This window comes from Halorubrum saccharovorum DSM 1137 (assembly GCF_000337915.1).
GTDB lineage: Archaea > Halobacteriota > Halobacteria > Halobacteriales > Haloferacaceae > Halorubrum > Halorubrum saccharovorum.
In genome coordinates, this window is sequence record NZ_AOJE01000067.1 from 1 (window position 1) to 16,258 (window position 16,258).

Sequence of the window (16,258 nt, forward strand, 5' to 3'; positions counted from 1 at the left end):
CTTGCCAGCCCGCTCAGAGATGTGTATAAGAGACAGGGATTCCCCCCGACGAAGGCCTCGGCGTCGAAGGCGTCTCGGAGCGTCCGCGCCGTCAACACCTCCTCGGGCCGGCCGGCCGCCCGAACGCCGCCGTCCGCGAGGACGACGATCTCGTCGCAGTACCGCGCCGCCACGTCGAGGTCGTGGATCGCCGCGAGCGCGGCGCGGCCGTCGTCGACGAGGTCCCTGACGAGTTCGAGGGTCCGGACCGCGTGGTTCACGTCGAGGCTCGCGGTCGGCTCGTCGAGCAGCAGCGACGGGGTCTCCTGCGCCAGCGCCCGCGCCAGCAGGACCCGCTGGCGCTCCCCGCCGGAGACCTCCGTGATCGCCCGGTCGGCGAAGCGAGCGACCCCGGCCGCGTCCATGGCCTCGCGGACGGCCCGTTCGTCGTCGGGACCGTGACCGTCGAACCGGCCGAGGTGCGGCGTCCGCCCCATCTCGACGATCTGGCGCACCCGAAAGTCGAACGCCAGGTTCGTCTCTTGCGGGACGCTAGCGACCCGCCGCCCGGCCTCACGCGCGGAGAGCGACTCGGCGGGGGCGCCGCCGAGCCGAACCTCGCCCGCGTCCGGCGAGAGCGTCCCCTTGATCGCCCGGAGGACCGTCGTCTTGCCCGCGCCGTTCGGGCCGACGAGCCCGACGAGCGACCCGCGCTCGACCCGGAGGTCCACCCCGGAGACGACCGGCACGTCGCCGAAGGAGACCGCGAGATCGCTGACCTCGATCGGGGACCTCTCTGTGTCGTCGTCGGCCGGAAGGGACTCGGAGCCGTCGGCGGCCGGAACGGAGTCCGGGCCGTCGCCGGCGGCGGGCGACTCGGCCGTCACAGCTCGTGCACCTCCCGTGTCACGAGCAGGTAGACGAAGAAGGGCGCCCCGACGGCGGCGGTGACGATTCCCACGGGGAGCTCGGTGCTCCCGGCCCGCGCGAGCGTGTCGGCGGCGACGAGGAACGACCCGCCAGCGAGCGCGGCGCTCGGGAGCAGGACGCGGTGATCGGGGCCGACGACCAGCCGGAGCATGTGCGGGACGATCAGGCCGACGAAGCCGATGACCCCCGCGAACGCGACGCCCGCGGCCGTGATCAGCGCCGAGGCGCCGAGCAGGATCCGCTTCGTGCGCTCGACCGCGATGCCCAGCCCCCGGGCCTCCTCCTCGCCGAGCAGCATGACGTTGAGGTCGCGGGCGTACACCAGCAGGACGGCGAACAGCGGGGGAACCACGACCGCGGTGACGGCGACGTCGCTCCACGCGGCGCCGGAGAGGTGACCCATCAGCCACGCGACGATCCGGCGGAGCGACTCGCCGGCCTGCAGCTGGAGGTACGAGATGACCGCGCCGAGGAACGTCTGGACGGCGACGCCGGCGAGCAACAGGGTCGCGACCGGGGTCCGCCCGTGTCGCGTCGCGATGGCGTACACGCCGAAGGCGGCGACGAGCGCCCCGACGAACGCGAAGAAGCTCACTCCGGCGCCGTACGAGAGCCCCAGGTCGACCGCGCCGACCACCGGGAGCGTCAGCGTCGCCGACAGCGCGGCGGGGAAGACGATGAACGCGACCGCGCCGACCGCCGCGCCCGAGGAGACGCCGATGATCGACGGGTCCGCCATCGGATTCCGGAAGAACCCCTGCATCACCGTACCGGCGGCCGCGAGCGCGAACCCCACGAGCGCGCCCATGAGGATCCGCGGGAGCCGGACGCCGACGACGATCTGCTGATGCACGCCGTCGACGGGGAACGCGAACGGCGACCGGTACGCGAGGGTGACGCCCGGAAGCGTGAGCGGCCCGACGCCCTGCGAGGTCGTCTCGATCCCGGCCGGGACGACGAGCGCGTTCAACACCGCCTTCACCACCTCGATCGGCGGGATACGGACGGGACCGATCGCGGCGCTCGCGATCACCACGGCGGAAAGCGCAGCCGCTAGCGCGGCGGACCATCCCGCCGACCGTCGCCAGACACTCATTCGTTCTTCAACAAAATTTGTAGTAGGTAAATACTTATTGGACGAGCCTCGTCGTCGACCCGATGCGAGACAGGTACGCCATCGCGATGGCCCTGCTCGTGACGACCGCCCTCGCGGGCGGCGTCGCGGGTTCGGCCGCGGGCGCACAGCCGACGATCGAGACGACGGAGACGACGCCGACCGCGCACGCGGTCGACGGGTCCGCGGTCCCGCAGGCGAACGGCTCCGACGGCGACACCTGCGGATTCCCCGTCGAGCTGACGGACGCGACGGGAACGACGGTCACGCTCGACGAGCGGCCAGAGCGGATCACGACGACCAACCCGTCGGCCGCGCAGACGCTCTGGGAGATCGGCGCGCGGGACCGCGTCGTCGGCGTGACGCAGTACGCCGCCTACCTCGACGGGGCGGGCGATCGGGCGAACGTCTCGGCAGAGGGCTTCGGCGTCAGCGTCGAGCGCGTCGTCGGCACCGAGCCGGACCTCGTGCTCGTCCCGAACGCGTCGTCGGCGAGCACGGCGGAGACGCTCCGCGGGCAGAACCTCACGGTGTACCACTTCGCCGCGGCGACCTCGGTCGAGGACATCGCGGAGAAGACGGAGACGACCGGGCGGCTCGTCGGGAACTGCGAGGCCGCCGCCGAGACGAACGCGGAGATGAATCAGGCCGTCGCGGACGCCGAGAACCGGACCGCCGACCTCGACCGCCCCGCCGCGCTGTACCCGCTCGGCGACGGCTACGTCGCCGCGGACAACACCTTCATCAACTCGATCATGGAGATCGGCGGCGTGGACAACGTCGCCGCCGCGGAGGGCGACGGCTACCCGCAGCTCTCGAACGAGATCATCCTCCAGACCGACCCCGAGATCATCCTCGTCACCGACCCCGAGGCGCCGATCCTGGACGAGGAGCCGTACGCCAGCACGACCGCGGGCGTCGAGGGCAACTACGTCGTGATGAACGTGAACTACCTCAACCAACCGGCCCCGCGCAGCGTGATCGAGTCGACCGGGACGCTCGCGACCGCCGTCGAGGAGCTACAGACCGGGGACGGAGAGACGACCGACGGCGAGGACGGCAGTGACGGGAGCGACGGCACCGACGGCGAGGACGGCGCCGCGGATGGAGACGACAGGGAGGACGGGACGAACGACGGAGAGGACGGGACGAACGACGGAGAGGACGGGACGAACGACGGAGAGGACGGGACGAGCGACGGGGAGGACGGCTCGCAGAGCCAAGCGCCCGGCTTCGGCGTCGTAACCGCCCTGGTCGCGGCGCTCGCGGCGGCGCTGATCGCGCGCTCGTAGGGGGTCCCCGCCCTGGTCGCGGCGCTCGCGGCGGCTCCTTTTCACTGACGCGCTACTGGTTCGCCGAGTGCGCGTCGAGCGCGACCGGGATCGAGCGCGCGGCCACGTCGCCCGCGAACGCCTCGCCGTCGGCTTCTAGCCGGTCGAACGTGTCGTAGTGGATAGGGACGACCAGATCCGGGTCCATCGCCTCGGCGAGGTCCGCGGCGGCGTGGCGGTCGGAGACGAGCCCCCCGCCGCCGATGTTCGCGAGGAATATCGAGACGTCGAGCTCCGCGAACCCGTCGAACGCGTCGGAGTCGCCCGGCCAGAAGACGGTGCGGTCGCCGAGTCCGAGCAGGAACCCGCAGCCGAATCCCGGCGGGTGGATCACCGAGCCGTCGGGGCCGGCGTTGGGCCCCTCCGGATCGTTGTGCGCGGCGACCGACCAGACCGCGACCTCGCCGGCCGGGGTCGCCACGTCGACGCGCGCCTCGTCGTCGACCCGAATCACGTCGTAGTCGTCGGCGAGCGACTCGATCGACTCCACGTCCCGGTCGATCCTCGCGGGGTCGACCGCCTCGTAGATCACGAGCGTCGCGTCCTCCCGCGCGACCGACCGGATCCCCTCGGGGGCGTAGTGGTGGTCGTGGGTGACGACGACGAGGTCTCCGTCCCGAGCCCAGTAGTCGTCGAGGACGCCGTATCGCCCCGGGTCCGTGTAGGCGACGGGGCCGTCCTCGGGCTCCAGCCGCGCCGTCGCGTAGCCGAGCCACTCCACCGTGAAGCCGTCGTAATGGACCGTCATACGCGGGGCTCCGGCCGCGGGTGTCTTGAGAGTGGCTATCTCTCCCGCGTCACTCCGTCTCGCGTCCCGTCGCCGGCGGAAGCCCTCACTCCGTTCCGCGTCCCCTCGCCGGCGGAAGCCCTCACTCCGTCCCGTCGCCCGCGAGGCGCGTGACGCGTTCCAGCGAGTCGGCGTCGTGGACCGACTTGTCCTCGCGCACGCCGACGAACCGCGGGAATCGGAGGGCGTAGCCCGACGAGTACGTCGGCGAGGTCTGGATCGCTTCGTACCCCACTTCGAGGACGACTTCGGGGCGGATCGCGATCTCGGTCCCGTCCTCGCTCACCACGTGCGGCTCCAGCCGCTCGGTGAGGTCGGCGAGCTCCTCGTCGGTGAGCCCGGTCGCGACCTTGCCGATGGTCGCGAATTCGTCGTCCCCCGCCCGTACACCGAGCAGGAACGTCCCGAACAGTTCTGCACGGCGCCCCTCGCCCCACTCCGCGCCGATCACGACGGCGTCGAGCGTCTCCACGTCGGGCTTGCGCTTCAGCCAGTCTCGGCCGCGGTCGCCGGGGGTGTACGCCGATTCCGGGTTCTTCAGCATCACGCCCTCGTGGCCCGCGGCGAGGGCGGCCGCCTCCGCGGCCTCGATCGCCGCCGGGTCGTCCGCGAACTCGACGCCCGCGGCCGCGTCGGGCAGGACTTCGACGAGTCGGTCGTGACGGGCGCGGAGCGGCTCGTCCAGCAGATCCTCGCCGTCCGCGTGGAGGCAGTCGAACGCGTGGAGCCGGAGCCCGACCTCCTCGCGCATCCGGTCGACATCGTGTTTCCGCCGGAAGCGACGCAGCACCTCCTGAAACGGGAGCGGGTCGCCGTCGTCGTCGATCGCGACGACCTCGCCGTCGAGGATGACCGGGACGGAGACGCGCGCTTCGACGCACTCGACGACCTCCGGGAGCGCGTCGGTCACGTCGTCCATGTTCCGCGAGTAGATCCGCGGGCCGAGTCCGTCGCCGCCGGAGTCGTCGTCGGAAACGTTGCCGCCGGTCCCGTCTTCGCCCTCGACAGAAGACTCGGGCACGTAGTGGACCTGCACGCGCGCGCCGTCGAATTTGGTCTCGACGGCGACCTCCCCGAACGCCTCGACCGCGTCGGTCGCCGTCCCGGCCTGCGCGAGCATCGCCTGGACCGGTCGACCGACCGCCAGCCCTTCGGCGCGCAGGCCGACGAGCCCCTCGTCGCGGGCGAGGACCGCGACGTGCCCGTAGTCGTTAGTCACCTGCAGCGCGCGCTCGACGGCCGCGACCGCCTCGTCGCCGGCGCGGAGGGTCGAGCCACCGTTACCGCTCTCGGACTCGGGTGCAGCGGCTTCGCTGTCCGCGAGGAACGCCTCCGCGATCGCGTCGCGGACCGCCCCTTCGCCGACGCCGAGCCGCATCTCGCCGAGGACGAGCCGGGCGAGCACCTTCGCCTCGGCCGGCTCGCACCGGTTGAACAGCCCGAACAGCGCGTCGCGTTTTCGGGACTCGCTGCCGTCCCCGGCGGCGGCCGCCAGCTCTCGTAGCTCCGCGTCGACCGCGGCGACGGAGAGCTGGTCGCGCCCCTCGCCGAAGGCGGCGAGGCCGCGCTGGCCGCCGAACTCGAAGCCGGCGGCGACCGCGCCGATCTCGCCCGCCTCCGCCAGCCGCGCTTCCACGTCGGCCGCGGTCACGTTCGGCCCCGCGGCGCGGGCGATCGCCTCGCGACAGAGCGCCGGCCCCACGTCGAGCGTCCGGGTGTCGTGCGCCGGGAAGACGCGACCGAGCAGGAAGCGGACGACCGTCGCGAGACCGTCGCCCTCGGCGTCGTGGTTCTCGTCGCCCTCGGCGTCGTGGTTCTCGTCGCCCTCGGCGTCGTGGTTCTCGTCGCCCTCGGCGTCGTGGTTCTCNGTCGCCCTCGGCGTCGTGGTTCTCGTCGCCCTCGGCGTCGTGGTTCTCGTCGCCCTCGGCGTCGTGGTTCTCGTCGCCCTCGGCGTCGTCGTTCTCGCCGCTTCCCCCACGACCTCCGGCCACCGCGAACAGGTCGGCGACGAGCCGGATCGTCTCGATGTCGGCGGGCTCGGCCGCCAGGCCCTCCGCCCGGTCGGCGAACGCTGCGAACTCCATGCGCGGAGTCGGCGATCGCTCGGCAAAAGCGCCGCGATACGGGTCGGACCCGGGGCAGACGGACCGCGTGCCGACCGCTCCCACGCCGCCGATCGGGCGCAGGCCTTTTTACTGGGGGCGGTCGTCGACCGTCCCATGAGCACCGAGTCCGCCCTCGCCGACGGAGTCCGCGAGGCGCTCGCGGTCGACTCCGAGGAGTTCGACGCCCGCGCCGAGGAGGAGGCGGAGGTCGTCAAGCAGGCGCTCCGCGACGGCGCCTTCGACAACCACCAGTCGATCGTCGGCTTCGAGTACGAGTTCTACGCGGTCGCCGACGGGCGGTGGAGCGAGGAGTCGCGGGCGGGCGAGTACGCCCTGATGCGGGTCCCCCGCCGACTGCTGGAGCTGATGGGGTTCGAAAAGGAGCTCGGGCTCCACAACGCCGAGATGTCGACGAGCCCGCAGCCGCTCTCCGACCACGGGCTCCGGGCGCAGCTCGCTGAGGTCAGGGCGCGGCTGGACGCCGCGGAGAACACCGCCGGCGTCGAGGGGATGCGGCTCGTCTCGGACGGTCTCTGGACCATTCCGCCGGCGGGCGAGACGGCCCGCGAGTATCTCACCGACAGCGTCGACGTCGACGGGGTCACCGTCGCCGTCAACATGAGCGACGCGGTGCGGTACCACGCGATGGCGAACGCGGGAGACGACGAGGCGCTCGGGACGGCCGTCGAGGCGCCGGGGGTGTCGCTGCCGGCGGACACGGTGATGCCGGAGAGCCTCATCACGTCGATACAGCCGCACTATCAGGTCGCGCAGGCCGAGACCCTTCCCCGGCACTTCCGGTACGCGCTCCGGATCGCCGGTCCCCTGCTCGCGCTCGGGGTCAACTCCCCCCTCTTCCCGCCGGACCTGTACGACGACGACTGGGACGGCGAGCGCGTCCTCGCGGAGGGCGCGACGGAGAACCGGATCCACGTCTTCGAGTCGGTGCTCAACGCGCGCACCGACAGGGGCAAGGTCCGGTTCCCGCGGGAGTTCCACGACGTCGAGACCGCGGTCGACCGGATCGCGGCCGACGAGACGCTGATCCCGATGCCGGAACCCGACGGTACCGACCGGTTCGACGACGAGTTCGCGACGTTCCGGACGAAACACGGCAGCTACTGGCGGTGGGTCCGCCCGGTCTTCGAGGGCGCGAGCCGGTCGAGCGCCAACGCTCGGATCGAGTTCCGACCGATTCCGGGCCAGCCGACCGTCCGCGACTCGATCGCCTTCCAGGGGGCGTTCGCCGGGCTGATGCAGGCGCTCCCGCAGCGCGAACACCCCGTCATCGGGCTCGACTGGGAGACCGCGCGCGACAACTTCTACGCCGCGGTCGCCGACGGGCTCGACGCGGAGATCGAGTGGATCGGACTCGACGGGGAGCGAACCACCGACGTCGACGCGCTGTACGCGGACCTCCTCGACCACGCCGAGGCGGGGCTCCGGACCGCGGGCTGCCCCGAGGAAGAGGCGGCCGCGTGGCTCGCTCCGCTCCGGTGGCGGGTGGCGAACCGGACGACGCCGGCGAGCTGGAAGCGAGACCGGGTTCGCGAGCGCCTCGACGCCGGCGACGACTTCGAGACGGCGGTCCACGACACCCAACGCGAGTACATCGACCGACAGGCCGAGACGCTGATCGAGGGCGGCTTCTCCGCGTGGACGAACGGTGACTGAGGCGCCGAATCGGCGTCGATCCGAATAAACCGGCAATCGGTTCCGGATTCGGGAACGGCGGCTTTGACCCGTCTCGACGACTGAGTTGCGGTTCGATCGCGTATGAGGCGGACAGAGCCTTCGAAGCGGCCGATTAGCCCCTGTGTCTGTGTCTCACGCACCAGGTTTTATAACTACAAAACATCATAGGTGCAGCTGAATATTCTCGATAGCCATATTACCTTATGAGTGGGACCGGTACGAGGTGGTATGATGGAGCGAAGACAGTTCCTCAGCGGCACCGGCGCGGCGATCGGCGGATCGCTGCTCGCCGGCTGCGTTGGCGGGAGCGACTCTCGGACGGTAACGGTCGATTACGCCTACTACAACCCGGTCAGCCTCGTGTTACGGGAGAAAGGGTGGATGGCGGAGGCGTTCACCGACACCGACGTGGAGATCGAGTGGGTGCTGAGCCTCGGCAGCAACCAGGCGAACGAGTACTCCCAGAGCGGCGAGGCCGAGGTCGCCTCCACCGCCGGGATCGCGGCGCTGATGGCCCGGTCGAACGGCGTCCCGATCACGACGCCGTACATCTACTCCGAGCCGGAGTGGACCGCGCTCGTCACCTTCGAGGAGAGCGGTATCGAGTCTGTCGCCGATCTGGAGGGCAAGCGGGTCGCCGCGACCCGAGGGACCGACCCGTACTTCTTCCTCCTGCAGGCGCTCGATGACGCCGGGATGAGCGAGGACGACGTGGAGGTCGTCCACCTCCAGCACCCCGAGGGGCAGTCCTCGCTGGTGCAGGGCAACGTGGACGCGTGGGCGGGGCTCGACCCCCACATGGCCGAACTGGAGTTGGAACACGACGGTGCGGAGCTGTTCTTCCGCGAGCCCGCGTACAACACCTACGGGTTCCTGAACTTCCTCGACGGGTTCCTCGCGGACCACCCGGAGGACGCCCGGCGCGTGATCGACGCCTACGAGCGCGGCCGCGAGTGGGCGATCGCCAACCCCGAGGAGACCGCGTCGATCCTCGCGAGCGAGTCGGACATGTCACAGCCGGTCGCGGAGCGAGTGTTCACCCAACGGAACGACCTCTCGGAGCCGATTCCGGGCGACGCCCACCGAGATCTGCTGTCGGACCTCGCGCCGATCCTCCAAGAGGAGGGGCTCGTCACCGACGGCGCCGATCCACAGGGGAGCATCGACGACCTGCTCGACTCCGAGTTCGCGGCCGACGCCGCGGGAGGCGAGTGAGATGGCGACAACGCGGGAGACCGAGACCGGCGACGTCGGCTCCGCCCTCGCCGGCGCGCTCCCGGACGCCGACCGGTTCCGATGGCTGCTCGGACTGGTCGTGCCGGCGGCCCTCGTCGTCGTCTGGCACCTGCTGGTCGCGACGGGCGTGTTCGCGGCCCATCAGCTCCCCCAGCCCCTCCGCGTGGTCGAGACGCTCTACGGGATGGCGGCCACGGGCGAGCTGTGGGGCCACATCGCCATCACGCTCCAGCGCGTGTTCTTCGGGACGCTCCTCGGCGTGAGCGTCGGGATCGTTCTCGGAACGGTAACGGGGCTGTACGGGCTCGCGGAGGACCTGCTCGACCCGCTCTTGCAGAGCCTCAAGAACATCCCCTCGCTGGCGTGGGTGCCGCTGTTCCTGCTGTGGTTCGGCATCGGCGAGGGCGCGAAGGTGCTGCTCATCGCGGTCGGGGCGTTCTTTCCGGTCTACCTCAACCTCTCGACGGGGATCGGCAACGTGAGCGAGGACCTGATCGAGGTGGCCGAGGTGTACGACCTCGGTCGGTTCGAGTCGCTCCGGCGGGTCGTGTTTCCGGCCGCGGTGCCGAGCCTGCTCGTCGGGATCCGCGGCGGCGTCGGGCTGGCGTGGATGTTCGTCGTCGCCGCGGAACTGATCGCGGCGAGCCAGGGGATCGGCTTCCTGATGAGCGACGGGCGGGTGCTCGCCCGGCCGGACATCATCGTGGGCTCGATCCTGCTGTTCGCCTTCTTCGGGAACCTCTCGGACCTCGCCGTCAAGGAGGTGGAAAAGCGTGCCGTCGACTGGTGAGGCGTCGAAGCGCGATCCCGCGGAGGCGACGCTCGGCTCGGAGGACCCGGCGGCGGACCCGGCGCTCGCGGTCCGCGGGCTCACGAAGCGCTACGGCGACACCGTCGCGCTCGACGAGGTCGACCTCGCGATCGACGGCGGTGAGTTCGTGGCTGTCGTCGGCCCCTCCGGCTGCGGGAAGTCGACGCTGCTGCGCGTCCTCACCGGGTTAGAGGAGCGGTTCGAGGGACGCGCGGCAGTCGACGGGGTCGACGTGCGCGACGGCGGCAGCGACGCGGTCGGCATGGTGTTTCAGGAGCCGCGCCTGCTCGCGTGGGCGGACGTGCGAGAGAACATTGCGGTCGGGCTCCCGGCCGATGTCGACCCCGACGACCCCGCCGCGCGCGACCGCGTCGACGGCCTGATCGAGACGGTCGGTCTCGACGGGTTCGCCGAGAGCCGTCCGGGAGAGCTCTCGGGCGGGATGGCCCAGCGCGTCTCGCTGGCGCGCGGGCTCGCCTACGAGCCGGAGGTGCTGCTGCTCGACGAGCCGTTCTCCGCGCTCGATCAGCTGACGAAGTACGAACAGCAGGACAACCTGCTCGACGTGTGGCGCGAGCGCGGGGCGACGGTCGCCCTCGTCACCCACGACGTGGAGGAGGCGGCGTACCTCGCGGACCGCGTCGTCGTGCTCGGCGGTCAGCCCGGCACCGTGGAGACCGTCGTCGACGTGGAGGCGGACCGGCCGCGCGAGCGGACCGACGAGGCGCTGCTCGCGGCCCGCCGCGAGATCACGGACGCGCTCGGCGTCTGATCGGCGTTCGACCTTCTTGGGGTCGATCGCCGCGCGCCGGCCGCGCGCCGGCCCCGCACGGAACGAAACGAACGTCGATTCGGCTTATGAACCGGGTTCCGAAACCACATCACACCGACCGCCTCGGTGTGTGTATTATGTGTATAAGGCCGTTCGATCCCGTTGATGTACTGCGGTTTTCGGAATCGACGCTCGAATCTCGGGCCCCTTCAGCCGGGTCGTTTTTGCGATCGGCACAAGTGTTAAGTTCTCGACCGTGCTTTCGTCAGTCGATGACAGACATCACGGAGGATTCGTCGGACACCCCGGCGGATCGAGTTCTTCCAGGGCACGATAGCTTCTAACATCGATATCGGTCCTGTACGGATCTTCGACACGACGTTACGAGACGGTGAACAGTCACCACGTACATCGTTCAGCTACGACGAGAAACGCCGCATAGCGGCGACGCTGGACGACATGAACACCCACGTCATCGAGGCGGGGTTCCCGGTGAACTCGGACGCGGAGTTCGAGGCCGTGAGCGACATCGCCGCCGCGACGGACACCACCGTCTGCGGGCTGGCGCGGGTCGTCGAGGGCGACATCGACGCCGCCGTCGACTCCGGCGTCGAGATGGTCCACGTGTTCGTCTCCACCAGCGACGTACAGCTGGAGGATTCGATGCACGCGACCCGGCAGGAGGCGAAACAGCGCGCCGTCGCCGCCGTCGAGCAGGTGAAAGACGCCGGCGTCGAGTGTATGTTCTCGCCCATGGACGCGACGCGGACCGACCCCGACTACCTGCGGGAGATCGTTGAGGCGGTCTCGGACGCGGGCACCGACTGGATCAACATCCCGGACACGTGCGGCGTCGCGATGCCGACCAGCTTCGGGAAGACGGTGAAGGCGGTCGTCGAGGCGACCGACGCCCGCGTCGACGTGCACACCCACGACGACTTCGGGATGGCCGCGGCGAACGCGGTCACCGGCTTCGAGAACGGCGCGGAGCAGGCGCAGGTGTCGGTCAACGGGATCGGCGAGCGCGCCGGCAACGCCGCCTACGAGGAGGTCGTGATGGCGGTCGAATCGGTGTACGGCGTCGATACCGGCATCGACACGACCCAGATCACCAAGCTGGCCCGGATCGTCGAGGAGGCTTCGGACATCCCGGTGCCGGCGAACAAGCCCGTCACCGGGCGGAACGCGTTCGCCCACGAGTCGGGCATCCACGCGGCGGGCGTCATCGAGAACGCCGACACGTTCGAGACCGGCGTGATGACACCCGAGATGGTCGGGGCCGAACGCGAGTTCGTGCTCGGGAAACACACCGGCACCCACAGCGTGCGCAAGCACCTGGTGGAGGCCGGCTTCGACCCGAGTGACAGCGAGGTCCGGCGGATCACCAAACGCGTCAAGGAGTACGGCTCCGGCAAGCGTCAGGTGACCGCCGGCGATGTCGAGCGATTCGCCGAGGAGGCGGACATCGACCGCGAGGAGGAGGTCCGGATCTGATGGCCGCCTCCCTGAACGGGGAGCCCGCCGAGCGACCGCCGCGCGGTCGCGCGGACGGAGTCGATCACCCGATCCGACCCGTCCCCCGGAACCGGTCCGCCGGGAACGCTCCCCGACAGGGATTTATACCTCGGCCGCGTTGGTGGAGCCGAGATGCGACGGCACACCGAGACCCCGACGACAGCCGACGTCGCCGGAGCCGTCGCGCCGATCATTGTAGGGGTATAACCCCCTACACTACCCCTTCCTCACCGACGCCACGCATCGACGAACGCCGACGGGCGGATCGTTCCCCGCCCGGCGCCCCGGCGTTCGGACCGACCGAGTCTCACATTCCCGAGATGCACCACCGAACACCACCACGACAATGAGCGACACAGCAGCACAGCCACGAGAGGACGACGCGGAGGACGGAGACGACCCGACCGCGGCCGACGCCGACGATCCGGTCGACACCGACGGTCCCGCCGCGGGATCGGTGTCGACCGGCGCCGAGTCGGTCGTCGCCGCGCTGGAGGCCGCCGGCGCACAGACGGCCTTCGGCGTGCAGGGCGGCGCGATCATGCCGGTGTACGACGCGCTGTACGACTCCTCGATCCGCCACGTGACGATGGCGCACGAGCAGGGGGCGTCCCACGCCGCCGACGCCTACGGCGTCGTGGCCGGCGAGCCGGGCCTCTGTCTGGCGACCTCGGGGCCGGGCGCGACGAACCTCGTCACCGGCATCGCCGACGCCGACATGGACTCGGACGCAATGTTAGCGTTGACCGGGCAGGTGCCGACCGAGTTCGTCGGCAACGACGCGTTCCAGGAGACCGACACGGTCGGCGTCACCCGCCCGATCACGAAGCACAACTACTTCGCGAACGGCGCAGACAGCGTCGGCGACACCGTCGGCGAGGCGTTCGAGCTGTCGCGCGCGGGCCGCCCCGGGCCGACGCTCGTCGACCTGCCGAAGGACGTGACGCAGGCAGAGACGGACGAGACGCCCGGCCCGGCGACGCCGCCGGCCGGCACTGACCCCGATCCCAACGCCGACGCCGACGCGGTCGAGGAGGCCGCCCGAGCGATCGAGGCGGCCGAACGCCCCGTCTGCCTGTTCGGCGGCGGCGTGATCAAGGCGGACGCGAGCGACGCCGCGCGCACCTTCGCGCGAACGTACGGGATCCCGGTGACGACGACGATGCCCGGAATCGGCTCGTTCCCCGAGGACGACGACCTCTGTCTCTCGTGGGCGGGGATGCACGGCACCGGCTACGCCAACATGGCGATCACCCACACCGACTGCCTGATCGCGGTCGGCACCCGGTTCGACGACCGGCTGACGGGCGGGATCGACACGTTCGCGCCGGAGGCCGAGGTCGTCCACGTCGACATCGACCCGGCGGAGATAAGCAAGAACGTCCACGCCGACTACCCGCTGATCGGCGACGCGGGGCGCGTCCTCGACCAGCTGACCGCGGCGGTCCGCGAGGCGCCCGACGCCGAGGCGTGGCGCGAGCGCTGCGCGGAGTGGAAGGAGACGTACCCGCTCACGTACGCCACGCCGGACGACGAGCCGCTGAAGCCGCAGTTCGTCGTCGAGGCGTTCGACGAGGCGACCGACGACGACACCATCGTGACGACCGGCGTCGGACAACACCAGATGTGGGCGTCCCAGTACTGGACGTACTCTGAGCCCCGGACGTGGGTCTCCTCGCACGGGCTGGGAACGATGGGATACGGCGTGCCCGCCGCCGTCGGCGCGCGCGTCGCGGCCGACACGATGGGCGAGCAGGACCGCGACGTGGTGTGTTTCGACGGTGACGGCTCCTTCCTGATGACGATGCAGGAGCTGTCGGTGGCGGTCCGCGAGGACCTCGACATCACGATCGCGGTGCTGAACAACGAGTACATCGGGATGGTGCGCCAGTGGCAGGACGCCTTCTACGAGGGCCGCCACATGGCCTCCGACTACACGTGGATGCCCGAGTTCGACAAGCTCGCCGAGGCGTTCGGCGCCTTGGGCCTCCGCGTCGACGACTACGACGAGGTCGCGCCCGCTGTCGAGGAGGGGCTCGACTACGACGGGCCGGCCGTGATCGACTTCCACGTCGACCCGGAGGAGAACGTCCTGCCGATGGTGCCGAGCGGCGGTGCGAACGGCAAGTTCGCCACCGCGGAGGACCAGCTATGAGCGGCGACTCGTCCGACTCCCGGCCGGCGACCGACGGCGGCTCCGCCTCCGACACCGGCGCTCCCGGGGCCGACTCCCGGCCCGCGCCGAGCGAACAGCCCGCCCCCGAGGAGCGCGACCACCCCGAGGGGCGACGGAACCTCGAAGGGATCCGCATCGACCCCGTCGTCGAAGCGGAACACGAGTCCCGCCGCGCCGTCATCTCGGCGCTGGTGGAGGACGAGCCGGGCGTGCTCGCGCGCGTCTCGGGGCTCGTCTCCCGCCGCCAGTTCAACATCGAGAGCCTCACCGTCGGCCCGACGACCGTGGACGGCCACTCGCGGATCACCATGGTCGTCGAGGAGACGGACCCCGGCATCGACCAGATCGAAAAGCAGATGGCGAAGCTGAAGCCCGTCATCTCGGTCGGCGAGGTCGCCGGCGACGCGGTCACCTCTGAGCTCGTCCTCCTGAAGGTGGAGGCGGACGACCCAGCCGCGGTCCATGCCGTCTCCGAGATGTACGACGGCCGGACCGTCGACGCCGGCCCGGAGACGATCACCGTCGAGCTCACCGGCGACAACGCTAGCATCGACAACGCGATCGGCGCCTTCGAGCGGTTCGGCATCGTCGAGATCGCGCGCACGGGGCCGACCGCCCTCGCGCGCGGCAACACGCCGACGGCGCCCGGAGAGAAGCCCGGAACGGCCGGCGAACCGACCACGCACGACGACTGACACGCGAACACACGCGAACACATACGATACACATGACCGAAGACGACACGCAGACGTTCGACTCGACAGTATACTACGACGAAGACGCGGACGAGGAGGCGATCGCCCAGAAAACCGTGGCCGTGCTCGGCTACGGCTCGCAGGGCCACGCGCACGCGCAGAACCTCTCCGAGAGCGGGGTCGACGTGATCGTCGGCCTCCGCGAGGACAGCTCCTCGCGATCCGCCGCCGAGAGCGACGGGCTCCGCGTCGAGACCCCCGCCGACGCGGCCACCGAGGCCGACATCGTGAGCGTGCTCGTGCCCGACACGGTCCAGCCGGACGTGTACGAGAACGCGGTCGAGCCGAACCTGGACGCGGGCGACACGCTCCAGTTCGCGCACGGGTTCAACATTCACTACAACCAGATCCAGCCGCCCGAGGACGTCGACGTGACGATGGTCGCGCCGAAGTCGCCGGGCCACCTCGTCCGCCGCAACTACGAGAACGACGAGGGGACGCCCGGCCTGCTGGCGGTGTACCAGGACGCGACCGGCGACGCCCACGACGAGGGGCTTGCGTACGCCGCCGCGATCGGCTGTACCCGCGCCGGCGTCGTCGAGACGTCGTTCCGCGAGGAGACCGAGACCGACCTGTTCGGCGAGCAGGCCGTCCTCTGTGGCGGCGTCACCTCGCTGGTGAAGCAGGGGTACGAGACGCTGGTCGACGCCGGCTACTCCCCGGAGATGGCGTACTTCGAGTGTCTCAACGAGCTGAAGCTCATCGTCGATCTGATGTACGAGGGGGGGCTCGGCGAGATGTGGGACTCCGTCTCCGACACCGCCGAGTACGGCGGGCTCACGCAGGGCGACGTGGTCGTCGACGAGCACGCCCGCGAGAACATGGAGGAAGTCTTAGAGAAGGTCCAGAACGGCGAGTTCGCCCGCGAGTGGATCTCCGAGAACCAGGCGGGACGGCCCTCCTACACGCAGCTCCGGACCGCGGAGAAGAACCACGAGATCGAGGCCGTCGGCGAGGAGCTGCGCGGCCTGTTCGCGTGGCAGGACGAGGGCGAAGAGGACGAGGAGGAGAGCGCCGAGGTGACCGCCTGATGGGCGTACGCGGCGACGCGA

At 70.6% G+C, this 16,258-nt stretch carries 13 protein-coding genes; 9 read left to right on the forward strand and 4 right to left on the reverse strand.

What is annotated here, in order from left to right:
* Both C471_RS13705 and btuC read right to left on the reverse strand, forming a co-directional pair.
* Nucleotides 1–866: ATP-binding cassette domain-containing protein (locus tag C471_RS13705; RefSeq protein ID WP_004050034.1), on the reverse strand; the 866-nt coding region annotated here is incomplete at its 3' end.
* Entirely contained in the window at nt 863–2,005 is a 1,143-nt protein-coding gene (gene btuC, locus C471_RS13710; RefSeq protein WP_049909418.1) for a vitamin B12 ABC transporter permease BtuC, read from the reverse strand. The genes C471_RS13705 and btuC, both read right to left, overlap by 4 nt.
* A gap of 62 nt (nt 2,006–2,067) precedes the next feature.
* Here btuC and C471_RS13715 point away from each other — a divergent pair, with 62 nt between their 5' ends.
* Nucleotides 2,068–3,315 (forward strand): PGF-CTERM-anchored ABC transporter substrate-binding protein, encoded by a 1,248-nt coding sequence (locus tag C471_RS13715; RefSeq protein WP_004050038.1) that lies wholly within the window; start codon nt 2,068–2,070, stop codon nt 3,313–3,315.
* A 52-nt stretch (nt 3,316–3,367) separates the two neighbouring features.
* On the opposite strand, the gene C471_RS13720 is transcribed toward C471_RS13715, so the two are convergent.
* A complete protein-coding gene (locus tag C471_RS13720) occupies nt 3,368–4,102 on the reverse strand; it encodes an MBL fold metallo-hydrolase (RefSeq protein WP_004050040.1) in 735 nt (244 codons plus the stop codon).
* A gap of 121 nt (nt 4,103–4,223) precedes the next feature.
* Nucleotides 4,224–6,362: an ATP-dependent DNA ligase LigA gene (gene ligA, locus C471_RS13725; protein WP_449272105.1), complete on the reverse strand. Its 2,139-nt coding sequence runs from the start codon at nt 6,360–6,362 to the stop codon at nt 4,224–4,226.
* Between ligA and C471_RS13730 the strand changes: the two genes are divergently transcribed.
* The 8 genes from C471_RS13730 to ilvC all read left to right on the forward strand — a co-directional run bounded on the left by C471_RS13730 (nt 6,361) and on the right by ilvC (nt 16,237).
* Nucleotides 6,361–7,920, forward strand: a complete 1,560-nt coding sequence (locus C471_RS13730) for a hypothetical protein (protein WP_049909427.1) — start codon at nt 6,361–6,363, stop codon at nt 7,918–7,920. The genes ligA and C471_RS13730 overlap by 2 nt on opposite strands.
* Nucleotides 7,921–8,172: 252 nt before the next feature.
* Nucleotides 8,173–9,156 carry an aliphatic sulfonate ABC transporter substrate-binding protein gene (locus C471_RS13735; RefSeq protein ID WP_049909420.1) on the forward strand — a complete coding sequence of 328 codons (984 nt, stop codon included), beginning with the start codon at nt 8,173–8,175 and terminating at the stop codon, nt 9,154–9,156.
* Between the two features lies 1 nt (nt 9,157).
* Nucleotides 9,158–9,967 carry an ABC transporter permease gene (locus tag C471_RS13740; protein WP_004050048.1) on the forward strand — a complete coding sequence of 270 codons (810 nt, stop codon included), beginning with the start codon at nt 9,158–9,160 and terminating at the stop codon, nt 9,965–9,967.
* Nucleotides 9,951–10,760 (forward strand): ABC transporter ATP-binding protein, encoded by an 810-nt coding sequence (locus C471_RS13745; protein WP_004050052.1) that lies wholly within the window; start codon nt 9,951–9,953, stop codon nt 10,758–10,760. Before C471_RS13740 ends, C471_RS13745 begins: the two co-directional genes overlap by 17 nt.
* A gap of 291 nt (nt 10,761–11,051) precedes the next feature.
* Nucleotides 11,052–12,254 (forward strand): LeuA family protein, encoded by a 1,203-nt coding sequence (locus tag C471_RS13750; RefSeq protein WP_449272106.1) that lies wholly within the window; start codon nt 11,052–11,054, stop codon nt 12,252–12,254.
* Nucleotides 12,255–12,621: 367 nt separating this feature from the next.
* Nucleotides 12,622–14,430 (forward strand): biosynthetic-type acetolactate synthase large subunit, encoded by a 1,809-nt coding sequence (gene ilvB / locus C471_RS13755; RefSeq protein WP_004050056.1) that lies wholly within the window; start codon nt 12,622–12,624, stop codon nt 14,428–14,430.
* Nucleotides 14,427–15,146: an acetolactate synthase small subunit gene (gene ilvN, locus C471_RS13760; protein ID WP_004050058.1), complete on the forward strand. Its 720-nt coding sequence runs from the start codon at nt 14,427–14,429 to the stop codon at nt 15,144–15,146. The genes ilvB and ilvN overlap by 4 nt, the downstream gene beginning before the upstream one ends.
* 32 nt (nt 15,147–15,178) lie before the next feature.
* Complete coding sequence (gene ilvC, locus C471_RS13765) at nt 15,179–16,237, forward strand: ketol-acid reductoisomerase (protein WP_004050060.1); 1,059 nt, start codon at nt 15,179–15,181, stop codon at nt 16,235–16,237.
* Nucleotides 16,238–16,258: the final 21 nt, after the last annotated feature.